At 34.1% G+C, this 21,559-nt stretch carries 22 protein-coding genes; all 22 read right to left on the reverse strand.

The annotated features are described in order from the left end of the window. Position 1: 1 nt before the first annotated feature. Genes Q0358_RS01525 through Q0358_RS01630 form a run of 22 tightly spaced genes read right to left on the reverse strand, consistent with a single transcriptional unit; the run spans position 2 to position 21,401 of the window. Complete coding sequence (locus tag Q0358_RS01525) at positions 2 to 949, reverse strand: hypothetical protein (protein WP_299546296.1); 948 nt, start codon at positions 947 to 949, stop codon at positions 2 to 4. Between the two features lie 47 nt (positions 950 to 996). Beyond that, on the reverse strand, positions 997 to 1,359 hold the full coding sequence (locus tag Q0358_RS01530; RefSeq protein ID WP_299546298.1) for a hypothetical protein: 363 nt from the start codon (positions 1,357 to 1,359) through the stop codon (positions 997 to 999). Further along, positions 1,359 to 2,450, reverse strand: a complete 1,092-nt coding sequence (locus tag Q0358_RS01535) for a DegT/DnrJ/EryC1/StrS family aminotransferase (RefSeq protein ID WP_299546300.1) — start codon at positions 2,448 to 2,450, stop codon at positions 1,359 to 1,361. Before Q0358_RS01535 ends, Q0358_RS01530 begins: the two co-directional genes overlap by 1 nt. Further along, on the reverse strand, positions 2,441 to 3,112 hold the full coding sequence (locus Q0358_RS01540) for a class I SAM-dependent methyltransferase (protein ID WP_006801941.1): 672 nt from the start codon (positions 3,110 to 3,112) through the stop codon (positions 2,441 to 2,443). The genes Q0358_RS01535 and Q0358_RS01540 overlap by 10 nt, the downstream gene beginning before the upstream one ends. A gap of 13 nt (positions 3,113 to 3,125) precedes the next feature. After that, positions 3,126 to 3,542, reverse strand: coding sequence for an acyltransferase (locus Q0358_RS01545; protein ID WP_299546305.1), 417 nt, complete (start codon positions 3,540 to 3,542; stop codon positions 3,126 to 3,128). 10 nt (positions 3,543 to 3,552) lie between these two features. Then, the gene (locus tag Q0358_RS01550; RefSeq protein WP_006801943.1) at positions 3,553 to 4,311 is read right to left on the reverse strand and encodes a formyltransferase family protein; all 759 of its coding nucleotides are present in this window, start codon (positions 4,309 to 4,311) and stop codon (positions 3,553 to 3,555) included. Next, positions 4,287 to 5,354, reverse strand: coding sequence for a Gfo/Idh/MocA family oxidoreductase (locus Q0358_RS01555; protein ID WP_299546308.1), 1,068 nt, complete (start codon positions 5,352 to 5,354; stop codon positions 4,287 to 4,289). The genes Q0358_RS01550 and Q0358_RS01555 overlap by 25 nt, the downstream gene beginning before the upstream one ends. Then, complete coding sequence (locus Q0358_RS01560) at positions 5,348 to 6,427, reverse strand: DUF354 domain-containing protein (protein WP_299546310.1); 1,080 nt, start codon at positions 6,425 to 6,427, stop codon at positions 5,348 to 5,350. Before Q0358_RS01560 ends, Q0358_RS01555 begins: the two co-directional genes overlap by 7 nt. Continuing rightward, complete coding sequence (gene asnB / locus Q0358_RS01565; RefSeq protein ID WP_299546312.1) at positions 6,427 to 8,103, reverse strand: asparagine synthase (glutamine-hydrolyzing); 1,677 nt, start codon at positions 8,101 to 8,103, stop codon at positions 6,427 to 6,429. Before asnB ends, Q0358_RS01560 begins: the two co-directional genes overlap by 1 nt. Positions 8,104 to 8,122: 19 nt before the next feature. Beyond that, positions 8,123 to 8,923, reverse strand: a complete 801-nt coding sequence (locus tag Q0358_RS01570; RefSeq protein WP_299546315.1) for a class I SAM-dependent methyltransferase — start codon at positions 8,921 to 8,923, stop codon at positions 8,123 to 8,125. Further along, the gene (locus Q0358_RS01575) at positions 8,910 to 9,929 is read right to left on the reverse strand and encodes a TDP-N-acetylfucosamine:lipid II N-acetylfucosaminyltransferase (protein ID WP_299546317.1); all 1,020 of its coding nucleotides are present in this window, start codon (positions 9,927 to 9,929) and stop codon (positions 8,910 to 8,912) included. The genes Q0358_RS01570 and Q0358_RS01575 overlap by 14 nt, the downstream gene beginning before the upstream one ends. Before the next feature lie 10 nt (positions 9,930 to 9,939). After that, complete coding sequence (locus tag Q0358_RS01580) at positions 9,940 to 10,809, reverse strand: formyltransferase family protein (protein ID WP_299546319.1); 870 nt, start codon at positions 10,807 to 10,809, stop codon at positions 9,940 to 9,942. A gap of 4 nt (positions 10,810 to 10,813) precedes the next feature. After that, positions 10,814 to 11,362: an acetyltransferase gene (locus Q0358_RS01585; protein ID WP_299546321.1), complete on the reverse strand. Its 549-nt coding sequence runs from the start codon at positions 11,360 to 11,362 to the stop codon at positions 10,814 to 10,816. Then, positions 11,350 to 12,594 (reverse strand): DegT/DnrJ/EryC1/StrS family aminotransferase, encoded by a 1,245-nt coding sequence (locus Q0358_RS01590; protein ID WP_299546323.1) that lies wholly within the window; start codon positions 12,592 to 12,594, stop codon positions 11,350 to 11,352. Before Q0358_RS01590 ends, Q0358_RS01585 begins: the two co-directional genes overlap by 13 nt. After that, positions 12,578 to 13,405 carry a WbqC family protein gene (locus Q0358_RS01595; RefSeq protein ID WP_299546325.1) on the reverse strand — a complete coding sequence of 276 codons (828 nt, stop codon included), beginning with the start codon at positions 13,403 to 13,405 and terminating at the stop codon, positions 12,578 to 12,580. The genes Q0358_RS01590 and Q0358_RS01595 overlap by 17 nt, the downstream gene beginning before the upstream one ends. After that, on the reverse strand, positions 13,402 to 14,472 hold the full coding sequence (locus tag Q0358_RS01600) for a TDP-N-acetylfucosamine:lipid II N-acetylfucosaminyltransferase (RefSeq protein ID WP_299546327.1): 1,071 nt from the start codon (positions 14,470 to 14,472) through the stop codon (positions 13,402 to 13,404). Before Q0358_RS01600 ends, Q0358_RS01595 begins: the two co-directional genes overlap by 4 nt. Continuing rightward, positions 14,469 to 15,443 (reverse strand): radical SAM/SPASM domain-containing protein, encoded by a 975-nt coding sequence (locus Q0358_RS01605; RefSeq protein WP_299546329.1) that lies wholly within the window; start codon positions 15,441 to 15,443, stop codon positions 14,469 to 14,471. The genes Q0358_RS01600 and Q0358_RS01605 overlap by 4 nt, the downstream gene beginning before the upstream one ends. Positions 15,444 to 15,456: 13 nt before the next feature. Beyond that, positions 15,457 to 16,818 carry a hypothetical protein gene (locus tag Q0358_RS01610; RefSeq protein ID WP_299546331.1) on the reverse strand — a complete coding sequence of 454 codons (1,362 nt, stop codon included), beginning with the start codon at positions 16,816 to 16,818 and terminating at the stop codon, positions 15,457 to 15,459. Positions 16,819 to 16,827: 9 nt separating this feature from the next. Then, positions 16,828 to 17,847, reverse strand: coding sequence for a radical SAM protein (locus Q0358_RS01615; RefSeq protein WP_299546333.1), 1,020 nt, complete (start codon positions 17,845 to 17,847; stop codon positions 16,828 to 16,830). Continuing rightward, complete coding sequence (gene rfbA / locus Q0358_RS01620) at positions 17,837 to 18,712, reverse strand: glucose-1-phosphate thymidylyltransferase RfbA (RefSeq protein ID WP_299546335.1); 876 nt, start codon at positions 18,710 to 18,712, stop codon at positions 17,837 to 17,839. Before rfbA ends, Q0358_RS01615 begins: the two co-directional genes overlap by 11 nt. After that, the gene (gene rffA / locus Q0358_RS01625) at positions 18,712 to 19,845 is read right to left on the reverse strand and encodes a dTDP-4-amino-4,6-dideoxygalactose transaminase (RefSeq protein ID WP_299546337.1); all 1,134 of its coding nucleotides are present in this window, start codon (positions 19,843 to 19,845) and stop codon (positions 18,712 to 18,714) included. Before rffA ends, rfbA begins: the two co-directional genes overlap by 1 nt. Further along, on the reverse strand, positions 19,845 to 21,401 hold the full coding sequence (locus tag Q0358_RS01630) for a radical SAM protein (protein WP_299546339.1): 1,557 nt from the start codon (positions 21,399 to 21,401) through the stop codon (positions 19,845 to 19,847). Before Q0358_RS01630 ends, rffA begins: the two co-directional genes overlap by 1 nt. Positions 21,402 to 21,559: the final 158 nt, after the last annotated feature.

Here is a 21,559-nt window from a genome sequence, read left to right on the forward strand (position 1 = left end):
ACTATCTTTCTTTATGAATAATTTGCACAATGCTATCTGCAATTACTTCACTAGCTTGTTTAAAATTGACAACCTCTTCTTTGCGATATTTTAGAATCTTTTCTAATAATTCTTTATCTTTTGCCATCTTAACTTGCAAAATAATCTCTGCACCACTGCTTGCCTTTAAATGGATTCTATCTTCAAAAAATCTAATCCCTCCAATATTTTTATCAAATATATTTTTATCTTTAAAATATAAAATTGCTGGGCATAAATGCTTAATTGGGAATGTATAAGCTACACTTGAAGCACTTGTAACAACAACAAAACTCCTATCAGAATAATCTTTGAAGCTTGCGTTATTATAACTAATTAGTAAATTAGGATGATTTTTCATAGTTTTTATAAACTTCTGTATTTCTCCAGACCATTCATAACGATAACGCAATGCAACTTTAAAGTCTAACTCTAGCAACTCCAAAATACATTCTTTAATTTCTAAAACTTCACTTTCATCATGCAAAGCAATCAAAACAATATCACGCAAATTCTCCCCTATCTCTTCTTCAACATCAAATGCAGCATAGCCACTTAATAAAAGATTGGGTTCTTTTTCTTCGCAAAACTCTTTTGTCAAAAACTTCACCGCTTGCTGTGTTTGATAAGAAGTTGCAAATAAATAATCTATCTTATCTTTAAGCACCATTTGATAATAATCCAATTTTTCTTCCATTAAAGCCTCTAATACACTTGCATAACTATGGTGCTGCACAAAATAAACTTGATTTGCATTTCTTGAATATGTGCTTACTGTGGAAAAAATATATTTCAAAAAATAAACATCCTTTAAATAATCCATAATAAAAGGCACAACAATAGCATTTGCATTTAAAGCCCTAGAAAATTCTTCTCCTGAATGATCTAAATACACAATCTTACAATCTCTTTTTAATAACTCATAATCCACATTCCCCAAATGCTTCTCTTCTCCTAATCCATACAGAATAACACCTACTAATAAATGCCCCCCCCCCGACTAATTAGGCGTTGCACTTCTATTTGAGCCTTTTGGCAAACTCTTAGAATAATTTGCTGAATAAATTCATTTTCAAGATAACGATTAATTCCTAATTCTCTTAAATTTTTAATTAATTTTTCCATTCTGCTTTGCGTAATAACAATTCCTTGTGTTAAAGCCAACACAATTTCAGCTTCATTGTTTGCAAGTTGCTTTTTAATGTTTAAAGATTGTTCTTTTAGGGTTATCCCTTGTTTATTATCATCTATAAAACTATAAGTTGCATTGATTTGACAATAATCTAGCATTTTGCCCAATGTTCTTCCAGTCCTACCTGCAGGATAAATATAATAATGCATTAGCAACTCTCCTTTAAAGTCCCTATCACCCTTTCTACTTCAACATCTTCTAAATGATCTCCCATAGGCAAAGACAAAATCTTGTCCTGCCAAGCAAACGCATTTTTACATTCTGTTTCTACAACATAGGATTTTTTAGAAAAAGCAGGTGCATTAGGTAGCGCCACAGGATAATGCAGCCCACTTTGGATTCCAACTTTCTTAAGCGATTCTATTATAGCTGTCCGTTTCTCACATCTTATTACAAACAAATGCCACACACACTCCCTATTGCTAGCCACTTTCGGCAAGATAACACCACTAAGCCCATCAAAATACATTTGCGCCACTTCCTTGCGTCTTATATTCCAAGCTTCTAAATAACGTAACTTCACGCGTAAAATCGCCGCTTGGATTCCATCTAGCCTAGAATTTCTCCCCACAATATTATGCTGATACTTCTGCAATCCTCCGTGATGAGCGATTTCCTTGCACTTTCTTAACAGCGCAGAATCCTTACTTACAATCATTCCCCCATCACCATAAGCCCCTAAATTCTTGCCCGGATAAAAACTAAAAGTTGCCACATCGCCAAAACTCCCAACTCTTTGCCCGTTAAATCTAGCTCCATGCGCCTGTGCGCAATCCTCAATCACTTTTAGATTCCACTTTTTTGCAAGACTTAAAATCTCCTTCATATTTGCAGGGATTCCATACAAATGCACCACCAAAATCGCGCTAACACTAGAATCAATCTTAGATTGCAAATCCGCAATATCAAGTGAATAATCCTCTCCACAATCTACAAACTTCACTCTAAGCCCATTACTAACCACCGCTTCAGCACTCGCAGCAAAAGTGTTTGCAGGCACTAAAACCACAGAATTCTTTGGCAATTCCAACGCCCTAATAGCAATCTCTAGCGCATCTGTCCCATTTGCTACACCTAATGCACTAACCCCACCAATAAAGCTAGCAAACTCTTCTTCAAAGGCTTCAACTTCTGCCCCACCAACAAACGCACTATTTTCAATCACAGAAAATATCGCTCTATCAATCTCATTTTTGATACTTAAATATTGTTTGTGCAAATCTAAAAACTTCACAGCCATACAGCCCCCATTTTCCAAGTATTTTCACCCACAACATAGGCTTCTTTGTAAATTTTAGATTCCAATATTTCCTCCCACGCTTCTTGCATTCCACCACTCCAAGCAATATCATCAAAAAGCATCACTCCACCTTTGTCCATAAAAGGGCGGATTGTGTGAAAATACTCCAGCGTTGCAAACCTATCGTGATGCCCATCAATGAATGCAAAATCTAATGGCGCAATGCGTTCTAAAAGGCTAGGCAACACAAGGTTAAATCTCCCCACTAAAACTTCAATATTTTTAAGCCCAAAGATTTGATGATTTTCTCTCGCGATATTTGCAACATTCTCACTCCCTTCAATGCTATAAATCCTAGAATCTGACGCAAAATAACTCATATAACTACTAGAAAACCCACAACAAGTGCCAAGCTCTAAAATCACCTTAGGATTTAAGGCTTTAAAAATCTTAAAAATCTCCTGCGCCTTTTCTCTCTTAACTCCAATTTTTGCTAAATCACAAAGCGCAATCGCGCACAAAACACCCTTTTCCATTTGCTCTTTTGTGCGTTTATCTCGCGGACTTCCCGCACCAAAATCCACCACTTCAATGCTCCTCTCACTTCCTTTAAGCACATCACGCCTAGATTCTACAATTTCTACAATCTTTTCAAACTCCATTTATGCTCCCTTATTACAACTCTCTTATTAATTTTGCAGGATTTCCTGCATATACGCCCTTTTTAGTAAGATTTTTTGTAACCACGCTTCCTGCACCAATCACCGCCCCATCACAAATATTAACAGGTAAAATCGTAGCATTAGAGCCAATACTAACATTATTTCCAATCTTAGTTTCTCTCCATAGCTTAGGATTTCCAGCAGGTTTCCCAAACTCAAATAAATCATTAATAAACATTACTCCATGTCCTATAAAGCAAGATTCCCCAATACTCACTAACTCACAAATAAAACTATGACTTTGCACACGCGTATTTGCACCAATCCTAACTCCCCTTTGGATCTCCACAAAAGGACCTACAAACACATTGTCTCCAAGAGAGCATTCATATAAATTGCAAGGCTCTACTAGCATAACATTTTCTCCCATCTCCACATCTCTAATCTTGCTTTGCTTGCAGAAAATAAAATTTTCTTTTCCCAATGTAGCAATAGGGTGGCTCAAATCCGGGCATTGCTGTTGCGCGAATGATTTTTTCAATTAATGCCCCCCCCCCGCAAGCTTGTAAATCTACACATTTTAAAGCTTCAATTTCATTCCTTAAATGAAACTCTCTGCGTAAAGCCTTAATAGAATCTTGTGGGATTAATCCATATTCCCCCTTTAACATTTTTTCTAAACTTTCACAAAATAACTTAAATCCTTCTATATTTGCTAATTCCACAAGCTCATCTACAAAACAATCTTTTGGGATTTCAAACCGCTTTTGAAAAATAATATCCCCACTATCAATCCCTTTTGCTAAACGATGAATAGTTACACCAAATTCTCTATCTTCATTTAAAATCGCAAAGGAAAATTGATTGCACCCCCTATACTCTGGCAATGGTGCTAAATGCAGATTAAAGGCAATTTCTTTTGCACACTCAATTTGTTCTTGCGTTAAAATCGCGTGATATTGCACACTAAAGAGTATGTCAAATTCCAAACTTAAAAGCACGCTTAAATCCTTAATCATTGGAATCCCTTTTGCTTCTGCAAACTCCCTAACACCCACCCCTCTAGATGAAGTCCCAACTGCTATAAGTTTAAAATCTAAGTCTTTTTGTTTTTTAAACAACATTTCCAAACATTGTTTGCCAATCTCTTTTGCGCCCAAAAACACAATTCTTTTCACGCCTTTTTCCCCAATTTGCATTGCTTAGAAGCTACAGGCAAAAATACTTCCTTACCACTCTCAATAGATTCATACATAGCAATAATTAACTCTAAGCTCTTTCTTCCTTCTTCACCATCTACAAGAGCTTTTTTATTGTTCTTTAGACAATCCACAACACTTAAATAATATTCCTTATGCCCAAATCCATACACATTAGGTGGATTTACCGAATATTTCTCCATAACTTCCCCATCACTTGCTAGAGACTTTGCAAAATTCCAATGGCGCATTTGATTAACTGCAAAACCACCAATTTCTACACTTCCAAACTCACCTAAAATAGAAATACTCCCCTCTAAATCTTTAGGGCGTGTGGCAGTTGTAGCCTCCACCACGCCCAAAGCTCCATTTTTAAACTTTAATACCGCAATCCCGGTATCTTCTGTCTCTATTGCACTTAAAGCCGTTGTGCTTTTTGCAAACACACTCTCCACATCACCCAACATCCATTCTAACAAATCAATATGATGGCTTGCTTGATTTGTAAAAACTCCCCCATCATATTCCCAAGTCCCACGCCAAGAATCCTGCTTATAATAGCTATCATCTCTACACCACCTAACACGCACGCTTCCCATTACAAGCTTTCCAAACCGCCCTACTTCTAATGCTTCTCTTAGCTTTTGCACAGGCAAGTTATAGCGATTCTGCTTCACTACAAATAATCTTATGCTATTTTCCCTACAAACTTGTATCATCTTATCTGCATCTTCCAAGGTTAAAGCCATAGGCTTTTCTACAATGATATGTTTTTGATAAGGAGCAACTTCAAGTGTATGTTGCGCGTGCATTCCACTAGGTGTTAAGATTGAAACAAGCTGGATTTGCTCTCCACACTCTTTCATCATTGCTTTTAAATCCGTAAAATATGGAATCTTATATTTTTCTGAAAATGCCTTTGCGCGCTCTTCTTGCACATCGCAAACTGCAACGAGTTTTGCGCCATCTATTTCCTTGTTGCTTAACAAATCTGCGTGGCGTTTTGCAATCCTACCGCAACCAAGCAATGCAACTCCTAACATAAAATCTCCCTTTCAATGCGCTCTATTATGCGCTCAAAATTACACGCACCTTTGATGAAATAATTTTCTGATTCCACCTTTTTACCTAACATTTCTTTAGCAATCTTTAAAATCTCATCGCAATCTTGCGTCCAAAACATTAGCTTATTTTTGATTAAATATTGATCGTGGATTAACCAAATAGAACGCGTAGAAATTGTTGGAATCCCATAACAAACTGCCTCTAAATTCATAGTCCCCCCACCACCGATAAACAAATCAATAAAGGGATAAAACTCTTCTGGCTTTAATTTCTCTTCTAAAATCGTAGCAACCGCCCCAAAATCATTTTTCAAGCGTTCTTTTTCATAGCGTGGCATAATCACTAAATTCACATCTAGTTGCGCACTTAAAAGTGGGATAACTTCATAAATTGTTGGAATCTTTTCTTTAACATAATGTGCTTTATACTCTTCTTCTCTAATTAAAATAGTGGGCTTAGAAGTATCCATTCCATAGCGTAGTCTAAAATCATTTTTGGATTCCTTTTTTAAGCCCTTAATCCACAATGCAACATCAATAAAAGGATAAGATTCTATTTGTGCTTCATTAAGCGCAAAGCGAAGCATAAGTTCTTTTGGCAAAATAAAAGGATAAAAAAAGATTTTAGAAAAAGGCAAAGTAAGCCTAGCTACCGCTGTAAGCTCTTCTGGACATTTTTCATCTCTAGGCTTACCAAATGCTGGTGTATCATAAATATTCACCACTGGTATCCCAATTCCATAAGCCACTTGCACACTATCTACTACCGCACCACAGATTAAAACCTTTGGCACTCCTTTGGCTTTAAAAAGATCTAAAATTTCTTTTTGGCGAAAAATACGAGCCTCAAATTTTTCTAAAAGTGTTGCTCCGCCATACTCTCCAAGCACAATATGTGGAATCTTGTGAAGCTCCAAAATTTCTTTTGCCTCTGTGTAATGTGGAGCATAACGCGTGGTAACTAAAATCTTATGATTTCTTTTTTGCAACTCTTTAATCATACTCGCAAAAAACATCGCATATTTAGGAGTTGCCACATCAATCCAAATCATTATCTATCCCTTAATTGTTCAAAAACCACAGCACGCACATCAAAAAGATTTCGCGCATTATAACCTAAACTCTGTGCAAATTCTAGCTCTGGCACTGCAAAGCCCTTTTTATCTTTGCGCCACGCAAGATGTTTGCTCCCAAGTTTTTCTAACAACACTCTTAAAAGATACTTGCCATAGCCTTGCGCCACTTTTAAATGTTCTGGCAATCTAAATGCAAACTCTACCACCCTAAAATCCGTAAAAGGCGTGCGATTTTCTAAAGAGTGTGCCATTGCATTTCTATCTTCATAACGCAATAAATTTGGCAAATTAAACTCTGTTGTATCCAACAAAAGCCCTTGATTAAAATCAAGCAAAAACCGCTCCAAAAGATTTTCTAACGATGGCTTAGGCAAGCCCATTTTTTCTAATTTTTCTAAATCTTTTGCATTATCTTGTGCAAAAATTTGAAGCTTTAACTCTCTATTTAAAGAACATTTTAACCCAAACATATATTCCTTTAATGCTTCTTCTCCATAAAGCTTAATTCTCTCTTCAAAAGCAACTTTATGCGCAAAAACATAGCGTCCAATATGATGATAATATCCCCCAAAAAGCTCATCAGCCCCCTGTCCTCCAAGCACCACCTTGCAAGTCTTAGAAATCTCTTTAAACAATGCAAATTGCGCATAAATAGAAAAACTTCTAAAAATCTCATCTTGAAAAAACACAAGCTTTGCAAAATCATCTTTTAAACTTTCTAATTGTGGCTTAATTTCGCAAATCTCCACCCCAACATCTCTACAAATTGCGCTAATATAACTGCTCTCATCAATATCTTTAAAATCCCTAAAACTTAGTCCAAAACACTTACAATCCCCATTTAAACGCGCCATTAAATGCGCTAAAATTGAGCTATCCACACCACCAGAAACACTAAGTCCAATCTTCACATCAGAACGCAAGCGTAATTTCAAGGAATCTAAAAGCAAATATTCTAGCTCATCTAACGCAGAATCTAGCGTGTAATCTTTAGGGGCGATTTTTAAGTCCCAATAACACACAAGTTGCAACTTGCCCCCTTTAAACACTCCATAATGCGCTGCTGGAAAAGGCAAAATCCCTTGATAAATCGTTTTATCCTTACTGCCATTGCTAAAGAGCAACCACTTTGCAACTTCTTCTTTATTAAATTCTTTTGGCATAATCTCCAAAAGCCCTTTAATCTCTGAGGCAAAACAGATTTTATCCCCTTCTAACCCATAAAATAAAGGCTTATTCCCAAGCCTATCCCGCGCCAAAAATAGACTATTATCGCGTTTATCTAAAATTACAAAAGCAAAATCACCATTAAACTTCTCTAAACAATTCTTGCCAAAATATACAAAAGCGTGCAATAAAACCTCTGTATCACTTGTCGTATAAAATGGAATCCCAAAACTCTCTAGCTCCGCTTTTAACTCTAAATAATTATAAATCTCTCCATTAAACACAAGCACAAAATGCGGACAAAAGGGAGAAGTAAAGGGCTGATTTGCCTCCTTATCTAAATCCAAAATACTCAAGCGATTGTGTGCTAGTGTAACCTCTTGATGCGTCAAACTCCCGCTAAAATCCGGTCCCCTATGCGCCATCACACTAGATGCTCTCTTAATCACTTCTAAAGGATAATTTCCCCCACAAATACTACACATTGACAAACCCTATATTTTTTCATTTTCTTGCCACACAATAACCATTTTGTCGTTGGCTTGTTAATTGCACTTTGCAAAAATCGTCCAAATCAAAAAACTCAACAGCTCTAAAACCAACATTTTTAAGATAAAATTCTAATTCTTTGGCAGAAAAGAATCGCATTGTATCATTACTTTCTAAAAATAAAGGCTCTTTAGAACCATCACGAATTAAATAAGAATAAGAAACTTTAATAGAGTTCTCCATCAAATCAAACTCCGCTTCAGAAAATCTTACAATTCTAATCTCTCCATCTATAACCTTTTTAATCCTTGCTTTAAGATTATGCGTAAAAATCCCTGCTTGATGATAAAAATCAAAAACAAAGATTCCATTGTCTTGCAATCTATCATATGCATTATTAAAAACCCTCAACAATGACTCATTAGAAACTTGATAACAAATCACATGCGATAATGCACAAACAATATCAAATGTTTCTAAATTTTTATTTACATTGTTTGAAAAAGTTCTAATATCATCACAATAATACTCTATTTTGCCCCCCCCCCCCGCAGAATGAAAAGAATGATTTTTTTTAGCATATTCAATCATATCAAAACTTACATCAACTCCAATAACCTCATAACCATTTCTTGCAAAATGCTCACAAAAAATTCCTGTTCCGCACCCAAAATCTAATATTTTATTACCAAGAGTTTGTTTTTTAAATAATCTCAACAAAAAATCACCAATACGGAAAAAATTTTTATCCTTAAAAAAGATTTCATAATATCTAACTAAATCTCCACTAAAAGTTTGCGATTTAAAATGCTTCATCATCTACTCCAAATAATTCTTCAAACTCTCTTTTCATATTTTCTAAAGAATAAATCTTCTTTGCTAAACGATGATTTTCAATTGCGTTCTTATCATCAATTCTACATAAATCAACACCACTATCAAAATCAAAAACTTTTAATCCATTTTTAAGCACTTCATTATAAGCAGTAGTTTTTCGCATATAGACTTTTTTGCCCATTCCTAAAAGCTGTATGATATTCCCATAAGCTTGCTGGTTTTTATGTGCAAAAATTGCAATATCCAAAGAAGAAAGAAGATCCAAATAAGCATTTAGAGGCATAAATTCTATAAGCGGTTTAAATTTATCTCCAAAAATATTTTTACCATACTCTATAATTTCATCTTGATATTCTTTGTTAGAACCATAAGATAAAGGACAAATCAACTCTATATTAGAATCCTTATAAGGTGTTAGAGCATTTAATATATCCTTATGCAAATTTAAAGGATCAGCAGAATTTCCAATTAAAATCATCAACTTTTTATTCTTATTAGACAGATAAAACTCTCCATTAAAAACATTTGATACATAAAAACTTTTAGAGTAAAAAACTTCTCCTTTTGCGTTATATTCTTTTTTGACATAAGCATAATCCCCAGCAATAGAAATCAAATGCCCAACATTTTGTAAAACAAAATTATGTCTCTTGCTATAAGACTCCTTACCCAAACAAAAATCTCCACCCCATAACACCCAATAACATTTTTTTAAAAGCCATTTTTGAAAATACAAAAGATTAATCACTTCATATCGCCACAATCCGTGTAAAATAATCTTATCTGCTTTTTGCATTAGATAAATAAGCTTTAATCGTTGATTTAAAGTAGAAATATGCTCCACTTCTTTAAAGTTGCTTAATCCATATTTACAAACATCAGGGCGAACATAAACAAATTTATGTTTTTTCAAATCAAAATATGTTTGCATAAATTCTACAAATCTAACAGAATGTGTTGCAGAACTTAAAAGATGTAAAATCATTTTCTTACTCCTACTCAAAGCGTATTCTAAATTTTGGAGCATTCCATTGCTTGCCTTGCATATCCACCACTTCACATAGCTTAACAAGTCCCTTTTTGCACACCACCACACAGCAACCATTATCCATAAAAATCACCTTCCCATAATCTCTATTTACAACTCTTACATCTTCAAAAATTTCAGCCCTCAACACCCTAAGAACATTCCCACCAAAAAGCACCTTTGCTCCATCATAAGGGAATCCCACTGCATCAACAAAGCGCACGATTTTCTTACTACTCCATTTCCATTGAATAAAATAATCCTTATCGTCTCTCCATAAACTATAAGTCGCTTTTTTTTGCTCTTGTGGCACACCTAATATCTTTTGACCTTTTGAAATTTTCTCCAATATTTCCACACATAATTCCGCATAAAGGTAAGAGATTTTTAAAATCGCCTCCCATATTGTGATAGGATAAGAGATGTTAAGTTTTCTTTGTGCGATAATATCTCCTTTATCATATTCATTGATCCCATACAGAATACTAACCCCTATACATTCATCTCCATTAATTAAGCTCGTTACAAGCGGATTAAATCCCCTATATCTTGGTAATAAAGAATCGTGCATCACAATCACTTGTGAAAAATCTTTAATAATCCATCGCCAAGCAATAGCAATGGCTATTTTATTTTTATCAATTTTATTTAGCATTGTTTTATGAAAAAATTTCACATTATTTTTCAAACATATTTCTTTAATATTTTCAAAATAACTCTCTTGCGTTGTATCCTCACAACTCACTACTCCACAAATCAATTCAAGCTTATTTAGCCTAACAAGCTCTTGTAAGACAAAATATCCTTTATATCCTAAGCAAAAAAGATAGCACTTCATTATGCTACCTTCTTTGAAGAAGAGCAACAAAAATTATCCCCCCCCCCCGCAAAGGTTTTATTTGAAGTAATCGCGCTGGAATCCCAGCATAAATGCCATATTCTCTACATACCCCCTTAACAAAACTCAACGCTCCAACTGAAACATAATCTCCAATCTTGCTCCCAGCAAAAACAACACTATTTGCCCCAAAAACACAATGCCTTCCAATCCTAACCGCTTCAACAACTCCAATATTTGCACCTACATAATCATCACTTCTAGAAAAAACCCTTACTCCATAAGAAAACACGCTATATTCTTGAATTAAAACCCCACCTTCTTGTAAATCATCAAACTTACAGCCACCAGCTACTAAACAAAATGGAGCTAACCAAACAGAATCTTGCAAAATTACATTTCCACTAACAACACAAAAATCATCAATCCTTACATTATCTCCAAGCTCCATTAAATGCACATCATACAAGCTTGCTTTAGTAGAAACCTTAACATTTTTCCCTAAACTTTTAAAGCCCAAAGTCTTAAGCTCTTTTTGTGTTAAATACGCCATTTGAACTCCTTATTAGAGCTTACAATAAACAAAATAATTTTAAAAGTTGTAATAAATAAAAATTGAAAAAGAAATTGACAGAAAGCTTTAAAATAAACGATAAATAAAAATACAGCTAGTGAGCGGGGCATTATTCCCCCCCCCCCCGCACAATTAAAGCTTTTAACTTCTTTTAAAAGGTTAATAATCTTATCTTGTTGTGCTTTACTTAAACCCACAAACATAGGCAAGCACAATATTCTGCGCGCAATATCCCTCGAAACAGGACACAATCCACCATCAAAAAATGACAACTCATCTAAAGAAGGATAAAAATATCTTCTAGGAAAAATTCCATTATGATTAAATCTCTTTAATGCTTCTGTTAATTGCAATTCACTTTCAAAAATAATAGGAAAATAATGATAATTCATAGTGGCTTGCGTATTAAATTCTTGCAAGATAAAATCATCTTTTAAATGCATTGCATAGTAGTTCCAAGATCTCTCTCTTTGTTCTAAAATATACCCCATATCCTCCAAAACACAAAGTCCCATAGCAGCGTGAAATTCACTATTTTTTAGATTAATCCCAAGTTTTATAGGCATAGAATCCCTAAGCCCAAAGTTCATCATTTCTTTGGCTTCTTTAAACATTGCTTCATTCTTTAAAATCACAGCTCCACCCTCTACACAATGAAAAATTTTTGTTGCGTGAAAACTAAGCGTAGAAATATCGCCATATTCAAAAATGCTTTTATCTTTATATCTTACGCCAAAAGCGTGTGCTGCATCATAAATGAGCTTTAAACAATGTCTCCTAGAATATTCTTGTAAAGCTTCCACTTCACAAGGATTTCCAAACACATGCACACAAATCATTGCCTTAACATCAGAATCTACGCGTTTAGCAAGCTTTACAACATCTAAATTTAAGTTATTTTTATTAATATCACTAAAAATAGGTAAGATACCTTCCCATAATAAAGAATTTGTCGTAGCAACAAAACTAAAAGGTGTTGTAATAACTTTATCCCCTGCTTTTAAACCCGCTAACCTATAAGCTAATTGTAATGCCAAAGTCCCATTATTAACGACAACTAAATATTTCACACCCAAATATTCACTAAGTTTTTCTTCTAACTCTAAACTCAAAGGACCAAAATTTGTAAGATGATGATTTTTCCAAATTCGCTCTAAATATTTTTGATATTTTTTAAAAGATGGCAAATAAGGTTTAGTAACAAAAATCATAAGCCACCACCAAAATAAAATTTAAGATTCCATACAAGAAAAAAGACAAAGAATAAAAAATAATAAAAAGAGATAGAAAAGCTATAAAAGAGTAGAAATGCCCCCCCCCCCGCACAATAGGACTAAAGCTTTTTAAATACAATGCAGCATTTTCTCCTACATTAAAAAGCAAATCCAACACACTGACATTATGAATAAATGGAGGATAAAGCTGTGTGTATTGTGGATAGTTAGTATAATCAAACCAACTTAGTTTAAGACTAGACTCTTTAAATAAATTTTCATCAATATAACTTTTCGCACTTGGACCACTTACATATTCACTTGCTCCAATTTGTTTGCAGATATTTATAAGTTTTTGTGTTTTATCTCCCAAAAGTTCATAATCCCAAGAATACGAAATCTTTGTAGTAATCCCAAGTTGAGCATTAATCTCTTTAAGAATCTTTATATTGATTTCACTTAAATAAACACTTTCAATCCCCATAAGCAAATCCTCAAACCATTCAAAATAATCCCTAAAATATAAAGCCTTAGAATAATTATGACGCAAACTTTCTAAATGCCCTCTTTTCCACTGCATATTTACAACTTTAACTTCTCTAATGGCTTGTGTAAATTTCCCTTTCACTTCCACAGGGATACTTAACCACTTTGTTCCATTTGGAGTTTTAATAAGATTTCTATTCCGCCAATCACGCCTTGTGTATTGCATATCGTCATAAATCACAAACTCATCAACACTATTAATCAAATCAAAATATCCTTTCCAAGGGATATAGTTTGATTGAGAAATGGCGACTTTTTTCATTCAAAATCCTTTTGCAATACAGCATAAAACTTCTCAATCTCATCTTTAAAAAATTCATCACTAATAAAATAACACATTTTCTCCATATTTGCTTTAGAATCCTTACTATCCCACGCGATAAACTCTTCAAAAGATAGATTCTTTAAATCTTCTGTGCTAAAAACTTCTACATCAAATACCACTTTAGACATATTATACATTGTATTTTGCGGACAAATATAAAGCTTTTTACCAAACGCTTCTAAAAGCATAACATTATGCCCAGCTTCTTGCACAAAATGATGAAAGATTCCAATATCAATTTGCCCTAGCAGCCTTGCATACTCCACAAAAGGCAAATTCTCTTTCAAAACCCAGATTTTCTTCTCTCCAAAAATTTCATTATAGGCATTCTCCACACTTTGCTGATAGTCTTTAGAACAACCATAAGATAAAGGGATTACGATTTTAAGATCTCTATCTTTATAGGGCTTTAACATTTCTAAGACTTCTAAATGCCGATTTGTATAATGCCCGCTATTACCCACCTGAATCCAAGTTGTTTGCGACTCCTTTTGCACCAAAGGGATCTTTAAAATATCTTGTGAAAAGGGGAAGAAAAAGCGTAAATTTTTCGCCCCAAAGCCCCATATTCTTTGATAACTTTCAAAATCTCCTTCAATAGGAGTTGCAAGATATGCAAACCTTGAAACCAAAAAACGATTATAAAGCCTTTTTAAAAGGCTGCTACAATCCCTAAGATACATATCAGCACTCCACACAATCCATACCTTTGGCTTAAAAATCGCACAAGCTAGAAGCTGCATTTGCAAAAAGAAGCGGTAAAAAAGCGCATTATAAACAACAACACGCGCTCCACTTGCAACCCTTAAAAGCCTCCAAAAATCTTTAATCCCTTGATAAATCATCACATTATCATAAGCTAAAAGCTCTTTTGGAAACTCTTTACGTCCTTTTTTATCCACAAGCACATAAAAAGTCTTTTTATTAGCAAAGTATGCATTAAGCTTATAAATCAACTGGGGGGTAAATTTATCCTCATACACTACAATATGCAAGATTTTCATAATAAATCCTCAGGCACAATCTGGCGCATCATATCTGCATAATTTCTCCCTTCTTCTTTGGGCCATCTTGTATGTATCCAATCTGGGCATTGCCCACAAAATGCGAAGCTACTAAAGTCATTCTCTAAATGAGCTTTTCTTAAAGCTTGCATTTTCTCCCCTTGCCACACTTCTTTTATAGTTGTCTTTCTTAAATCCCCCAAAACCCCTTGATGAGCCCAATCTGCAGGACAAAAACCGATCTCTCCTGTGGGCATAAGCAATAATCTCTCCCAAGGATAAACGCAAGGTTTTCTTCGCACTTTTGCAAAAGAATTCAGCATTTTTTCTTTAATATTCTCTTTAAATCCTCCAGCAGAATGCAATTTTCTAATCACAACAAAATCCACTCCAGCATTCTCCCAAAAACTCTTAAAATCCTGTGTTTCACTCTGATTTAAAGGTTGCTCTACAAAACTCACCACAAGCTTTAAAGGAGATTTCTCTTCTTCTCTTTGCTTAAGTAATGCTAAAATATTTTCTCTAACTAACTTTAAATCGCCTTTGACTCTAATCTTTGCATAAGTTTCATCTAAAAAAGCATCAAGACTAATATCTACAACATTCACACCCAATCTTAAAAGCATCGCACGATTCTTAGCATTAAGTAGCATCCCATTTGTTGTTACATTAACCTTTGTTTTTGAATTTTTACACGCGTATTCTAAAAGCTTATCAATCTTTGGATGGATTAGCGTCTCTCCATTTGCCGTATAGCGTAAATACTCACAATACCCAAAGCCATCACTTGAGACTTCATCAATAAACTTTTGATGCACCATCTCATCTAAATGCGCCCCACTAAAACTAGAGGATTTTACAAAATTACTATGCGGACAATGGATACAAGCAAGATTACAATATTGTGTAACATCAATGGTAATTTGTGAAGGGAAATGTGGTGTTAAATGCTCTTGAAAGCCATATTGCATAAAAAATCCTTTGCTAACAAATTTCTTTATGGATTGCCTTAATACTCTTTGCAATCTCTAAACTAGCACTCCCTAAATGAAATACTTGTGCATTTTTATACTCCATAATCGTTTGATTTTTCTGCACACACGCGAGATCTTGCGTAGCTTCTAATAATTCTAAAGGAGTGCTAGCTCTCTTGTGCAAAATGGGGTTAAAATAGGCATAACCAAAAAAGTTGGAATCTAATTTTGTTCTGTCTTTAAAATACAAAATCGCCGGACAAAAGGTCGTAAGTGGGAAGGTATAGCCCACACTAGAAGCAGTTGTTAAAACCGCAAAAGATTTTTGATAACTACTTGCTTGAATCTTATCAGCATTATCAAGACTAAAATTAGAATATCCCAAAAAATCATTTTGAAAGTTATCCACTGCTGTTTTATTCCAATAAGGTCTTGGACGAAAAATGACTTTAATCCCTTTTTCTAAAAGCAAAGCAATGCCATCTTTAATCGCCAATAAATCTTCTTCATCAGAAACTGCTACTAGCAAACTATCACGCAAAACTTCATTTTTAGATTCCAACAATTGTTCTTTGACAATTTCAAAAGCCGGATAACCTCCTTTTATAATCTGCACTTTTGATTCTAAATGATATTCTTGCAATGCTTTTTTTAAAATCTCCACTTCTAATTTTGTAGGAGCGACCACATAATCAGCGTGCCTAATGATCTCCATAGTTTCTTCAACACCACCAAAACGCAAAATATTTTCTAAAAAATCCGCAATCCCGTGGGGTTGATAAAAATATTTCACACTAGGATTTTTATAATTTAGTGGAGTTGTCATATAAATTCCCCATACAAAATCCACCAAATCAAAATGCTCAATAACTAATGGGATTGCCAAAGAGTTGCTAGAGTCTTTTTTGGAGTAGCTCTTATAAGAAACATCATTACTGCACAAATACAGCACATTAAAGCCTTGCCGTTTAAGCTCTTCATCAACAAATCCTAAATGCTTCTCCCCAGCGTGATTATAAACACCAACAGCAAGAGTATTTTCTCTACTCCAACCTTTTTGAAGCACTTTTTCTCTAGCAGATTCTACAATTTTTGAAGAATACCACAAAACTGCCTTTGCATAATTTGAAATCTTTGCTTCTTTTAAATTTGCAATTAGCTTTTGCATAATCACACGGCTATAAGGATTCTTTTGCTCTAGTGCTAATAAAACCTTATCTCCACTCCTTAAAATTTCTTCTTTTTGCGTTTTTAAAGAAATCTCTGCATAATAATCATCAATAAACGCAATCTCCACTGAAGACTCTAAAAATTTTATCATTTCTGCTAAAGTTCTGCCGTGTCCGCCTTTTGGATAGATAAAATAACGCATAAATAATCCTTATAAAAACTCTGCATTAAAAACGCTAAGTTGCAACTTATCTAACGTTTTATTAAAACTATCATTACGGCACAAAATTGGACAAGTTGCACAATCTATGTTTTCATAAACTTCTCTAATTCTACTCCCACGCCAAATTTGCTCCAAACTCTCTTTGCTTAAATCTCCTAATAAATGTTTTGGACTCTGTCTAAAGTGCAAGCAAGCCCACACCTTAAAATCCGCACTAATACAAGTGCTAAAGAACATCCCGTGGCACTTATCATAGCCTCTTTGCTCTAAATTTTGCATTTCTTTATACTTTTGAAAACTTGCAACAATCCTGAAAGTATCACTCTCATATTTTGTTTTTAGTGCTTCTAAAAGTGGCAAAACATCAAAGTCATCTCCAATAAATGGACGAAATTGCGCAAAATCCGCTCCATTTTCTTTTGCCAATCTCACAAAAGATTCCATATCCACAGAAGTTTCTCTATTTGTCAAAAATCCGACTCCAAAAGAAGTTTTGGATTCTAACTCTTTTTTTACTTCTGAAAATAACTTGATATTCTGCAATGTTTTGTCAAAATCTTTGACACCCATTCCGTGAATCTTTGCATACATTTCAGCACTTCCAGCATCTAAAGAGATTCTAAAATACTCCATATTGCGCGCAATAATCTCACATTTTTTTCTATCTAAATTCATCCCATGAGAGTTTAGACCAATCTTCATTCCATTTTCTCTAATGCGCTGCACAGCATATTCAAAATGCGGGCTTAAAGTAGGCTCTCCACCCCCTGATAAAATCACCCCTTTATTACCAAGTTTAACTAACCCTTCAACAATCTTATCAATTTGTTCTTTTGAGAGTTGTGCATTGTTTTCATTATTTCCACAACAACCCGGACATTTGTGATTACAAATATTTGTTAAATCTAACTCTGTAACAACTAAAGTTTTATGAAAGTTTAAAAAATAATTAATCTTATCACTATAACAAAGAATCTTATCGCCTGCATTAAATGCGTTAATTTCCATTTACTAAGCCTTTTAAATATGCACCATAACCACTTTTGCTCAAATATTCTGCACGCTTTAAAAGCAGCTCTTGTGTTATCCAATCATTAGAATATGCAATCTCCTCTAAACAAGCCACCTTATAACCCTGTCTTAGCTCAATTGTTTGCACAAAACTACCAGCTTCTAGCAAACTATCGTGTGTGCCTGTATCCAACCACGCAAACCCACGCCCTAAACTTTGAGAATACAACCTGCCTTGCCTTAAATATGCAAGATTTACATCAGTAATTTCTAGCTCTCCACGCGCTGAAGGCTTAAGAGTTTTTGCAATAGAAATTGCATTATTATCATAAAAATACAGCCCTGTTACTGCAAAATTACTCTTTGGATTTTTAGGCTTTTCTTCCAAGCTTAACACATTGCCTACTTTATCAAATTCCGCCACACCAAAGCGAAAAGGATCTTTGACACGATATGAAAAAATACTTGCAATCCCATTTTTTGCTCTTTCTTTTGCTTCTAGCAACATCGGCGAAAATCCCTGTCCATAAAAAATATTATCCCCTAAAATTAACGCCACATCATCACCATTAATGAAATTCTCTGCTAAAATTAACCCTTGCGCTAATCCATTAGGAGATTCTTGCACGCAATACTCTATTTTCATACCAAGCCAACTTCCATCGCCAAAAATCTCTTTAAATCTTGGTGTATCCTTTGGTGTAGAGATAATCAAAATTTCACGGATTTTTGCAAGCATCAAAACAGAAAATGGATAATAAATCATTGGTTTATCATAAATTGGCAATAACTGCTTTGAAATCCCAAGTGTAGAGGGATAAAGCCTAGTCCCACTCCCACCTGCTAGAATAATACCTTTCATTATTTTTTCCAAAAATCATACAAACTAGAAATGACTTTTTCTTGGCTTGTATGATCCAAATCATAATATAAAGGCAATCTAAGCAGTCTTTCGCTCTCTTTAGTAGTATATCTATCTAATCCAACAAACTCACCAAACTTCAAACCCGCTTCTGAAGTATGTAAAGGGATATAATGAAATGTTGCGATAATTTCTTTTTCTTTTAGAAATTCTAGAATTTCTTTTCTTTGATTTAAATCCTTAACTTTTATATAAAAAATATGCCCATTATGCGCACAATAATTCGGACAAAATGGAAGTTTTAAATAACCCTTTTCTTGCAATGGTAAAAGTGCTTCATAATATTGACCCCAAAGCATTAATCGCTTTTGTAAAATTTCATCAATCTCTTCTAGTTGCCCCATCAAAAACGCAGCTTGTAATTCAGAAAGCAAAAAAGATGAACCCAGATCTACCCAAGTATATTTATCTACCATCCCTTGAAAAAACAAGCTACGATTTGTCCCCTTTTCTTGTAAAATCTCTGCTCTTTGATAGAATCTCTCATCATTAACAATTAATGCTCCGCCTTCTCCGCCACTTGTATAGTTTTTTGTCTCGTGAAATGAAAACGCTCCAAATTGCCCCATACTCCCTAATGGCTTATTTTTATAAAACGCATTCACTCCCTGCGCAGCATCTTCACAAACCGCTATTTTGTAATGTTTTGCAATTTCTATAATCCTATCCATTTCACAGCCAATCCCCGCATAATGCACGGGGATAATTGCTTTTGTTTTTTTTGTAATGGCTTGCTCGATCAGATTTTCATCAAGATTCATTGTTTTAGGATTAATATCTATAAATTTAACCCTAGCTCCCCTTAGAACAAACGCATTTACGCTAGATACAAAGGTAAAGCTAGGAGCAATTATCTCATCTCCTGCTTTAATATCCAAAAGTAACGCCATCATTTCTAAACTTTGCGTTGCAGAAGCAGTAAGCAAAACTTTTTTCATTAAAAAAGTTGTTTTAAAAAAATTCTCTACTTCTTTACAGAAAAAACCATTTCCACACAAAGACTGCTTACTTACAACTTCTTCAATTTTATTACGAACAATCTGACTAATGTATGGTTTAGAAAATGGTATCACTATCTATCCTCGTCTTTATTAAAGATAAACATTTTTCTTACTCCAATATCAATTTTATTTGATTTTTCTTGCGCAACAGAAACTAATTTCCTAGAAGAACAATTTTGACAAGGATTAAATTCTAAAAATTCTTTTAGTAAATTCTCTTTTCTTAAATTCTTATATCTAATCCCATCCCAAATTTCTTTCAAACTATTTTTATAAACATTACCCATTAATAATGCCCCCCCCCCCGCACTAATCTTTTGAGATACCGGACAACCACAGCTTGGATAAACATTTCCTATTGGATCAATAATCAACAAATCCGTAAGCCAAGGATCATTGCACACGCGCGTTTCTTCACAAGCATTGTGAATTTGCTTTTTTACAGATCCTCCATCTTGCGTATAAGAATTTACATAAGTAAAATTTAACGATTGAATTTCATTAGCATAAGGATTCCACTTTTCAACAAAAGCATCCACTTCATTAATTGCATTTCCTTCTAAAGTGCAATTAAATCTAACTCTAATATCTTTATAATTTTTGGATTCTTCTAAAAAATTACAAATATTTGACTCCACTAAACTTAATTTAACTCCACGCGTTTTTTCATAGGTTTCTTCAGTTGCTCCATCCACACTAAAATAAATACGATTTAAACCACTATCTAAAAGTTTTTTAGTGAGTTTTTTGTCTAACAAAGTTGCGTTTGTAACAAGGGAAATCACAGGACAACCCGCTTTTTTTGCATACGCAATAAAACTAGGCAAGCGTTTATCTATCGTAGGCTCTCCCTTAGCACTAAAATGCACCGTGCATTTATGCCTTCCTGCATAATCTAAAACACTATAAATAACAGATTCTTCTATCTCTTTTTTGCTAGCATAAAATTTTTTCGTTTCTTCATCGTGCATTGCTTTATAAATAGGAGAAAAATGCCAACACATTGTGCATTCCAAATTGCAAATATTATTAAGTTGGATTCCTATTCCCTTTGGTGCTGGATAAAAATAAGTTGCCCTTTGTATTAAGTTATAAGTATTTATTACATTATCGGCTTGATATTCTTGCCAAAAAGGAGAAATATCAAAAAGCTGTTTAGATTCTGGGTAAAAACGCTTAAATATGGAATCTTTTTTAAAATTTTCTTTATATAATACTTGCTGTAAGCGTTCGTATTGATAAATACTAATTGCCCCTTGTTTTTGTAAAATAGAGATTTTAAAAGCATCTAAGGTTATTGAATCTTGCAGGGCGAATAAAGCAAAGTTGTTTAAATTTGCATTTTTTGTTGGCTTTGGAAAATAGTAATAATTTGCTTGCGTTTTTGTCGAATAATTTATAAATTCTTTGATAAATTTTCTATCTTCTAAAGACTCCAAAGGGTATTTTAAGCCAAATAAAATCGTCTTTTTTTGTTTAATATCTTGGTAATTTTTACGCAAAATTTCATAAAATTGATCACTATAAAAATCTTCTACAAAATTCCACTCATACTCATCAAATTTCAAATCATCATCAAATTCTTTTGCGTCTTTTAAATGATTAAACACCACAAAAACAGCTTTCATTTTATTCCTTTATTAATAACAAAACACGATTTGTTCCCAAACGATAGAAAAATGTATGCCAATACAAATAAAATCTCACAAACATATCAACGCGCGACTCTCTTCTCTTCTCTTCTCTTCTCTTCTCTTCTCTTCTCTTCTCTTCTCTTCTCTTCTCT

Source organism: uncultured Helicobacter sp. (assembly GCF_937893305.1).
In the GTDB taxonomy this organism is placed as follows: Bacteria; Campylobacterota; Campylobacteria; order Campylobacterales; family Helicobacteraceae; genus Helicobacter_D.

What these genes read in the sequence shown, in the direction of transcription:
- Q0358_RS01530 (WP_299546298.1), bottom strand. Translation starts at nt 1,359, where the DNA reads ATGCATTATTATATTTATCCTGCAGGTAGGACTGGAAGAACATTGGGC.
- Q0358_RS01535 (WP_299546300.1), bottom strand. Translation starts at nt 2,450, where the DNA reads ATGGCTGTGAAGTTTTTAGATTTGCACAAACAATATTTAAGTATCAAA.
- Q0358_RS01540 (WP_006801941.1), bottom strand. Translation starts at nt 3,112, where the DNA reads ATGGAGTTTGAAAAGATTGTAGAAATTGTAGAATCTAGGCGTGATGTG.
- Q0358_RS01545 (WP_299546305.1), bottom strand. Translation starts at nt 3,542, where the DNA reads ATGGGAGAAAATGTTATGCTAGTAGAGCCTTGCAATTTATATGAATGC.
- Q0358_RS01550 (WP_006801943.1), bottom strand. Translation starts at nt 4,311, where the DNA reads ATGCAAATTGGGGAAAAAGGCGTGAAAAGAATTGTGTTTTTGGGCGCA.
- Q0358_RS01555 (WP_299546308.1), bottom strand. Translation starts at nt 5,354, where the DNA reads ATGTTAGGAGTTGCATTGCTTGGTTGCGGTAGGATTGCAAAACGCCAC.
- Q0358_RS01560 (WP_299546310.1), bottom strand. Translation starts at nt 6,427, where the DNA reads ATGATTTGGATTGATGTGGCAACTCCTAAATATGCGATGTTTTTTGCG.
- asnB (WP_299546312.1), bottom strand. Translation starts at nt 8,103, where the DNA reads ATGTGTAGTATTTGTGGGGGAAATTATCCTTTAGAAGTGATTAAGAGA.
- Q0358_RS01570 (WP_299546315.1), bottom strand. Translation starts at nt 8,923, where the DNA reads ATGAAGCATTTTAAATCGCAAACTTTTAGTGGAGATTTAGTTAGATAT.
- Q0358_RS01575 (WP_299546317.1), bottom strand. Translation starts at nt 9,929, where the DNA reads ATGATTTTACATCTTTTAAGTTCTGCAACACATTCTGTTAGATTTGTA.
- Q0358_RS01580 (WP_299546319.1), bottom strand. Translation starts at nt 10,809, where the DNA reads ATGAAGTGCTATCTTTTTTGCTTAGGATATAAAGGATATTTTGTCTTA.
- Q0358_RS01585 (WP_299546321.1), bottom strand. Translation starts at nt 11,362, where the DNA reads ATGGCGTATTTAACACAAAAAGAGCTTAAGACTTTGGGCTTTAAAAGT.
- Q0358_RS01590 (WP_299546323.1), bottom strand. Translation starts at nt 12,594, where the DNA reads ATGATTTTTGTTACTAAACCTTATTTGCCATCTTTTAAAAAATATCAA.
- Q0358_RS01595 (WP_299546325.1), bottom strand. Translation starts at nt 13,405, where the DNA reads ATGAAAAAAGTCGCCATTTCTCAATCAAACTATATCCCTTGGAAAGGA.
- Q0358_RS01600 (WP_299546327.1), bottom strand. Translation starts at nt 14,472, where the DNA reads ATGAAAATCTTGCATATTGTAGTGTATGAGGATAAATTTACCCCCCAG.
- Q0358_RS01605 (WP_299546329.1), bottom strand. Translation starts at nt 15,443, where the DNA reads ATGCAATATGGCTTTCAAGAGCATTTAACACCACATTTCCCTTCACAA.
- Q0358_RS01610 (WP_299546331.1), bottom strand. Translation starts at nt 16,818, where the DNA reads ATGCGTTATTTTATCTATCCAAAAGGCGGACACGGCAGAACTTTAGCA.
- Q0358_RS01615 (WP_299546333.1), bottom strand. Translation starts at nt 17,847, where the DNA reads ATGGAAATTAACGCATTTAATGCAGGCGATAAGATTCTTTGTTATAGT.
- rfbA (WP_299546335.1), bottom strand. Translation starts at nt 18,712, where the DNA reads ATGAAAGGTATTATTCTAGCAGGTGGGAGTGGGACTAGGCTTTATCCC.
- Q0358_RS01630 (WP_299546339.1), bottom strand. Translation starts at nt 21,401, where the DNA reads ATGAAAGCTGTTTTTGTGGTGTTTAATCATTTAAAAGACGCAAAAGAA.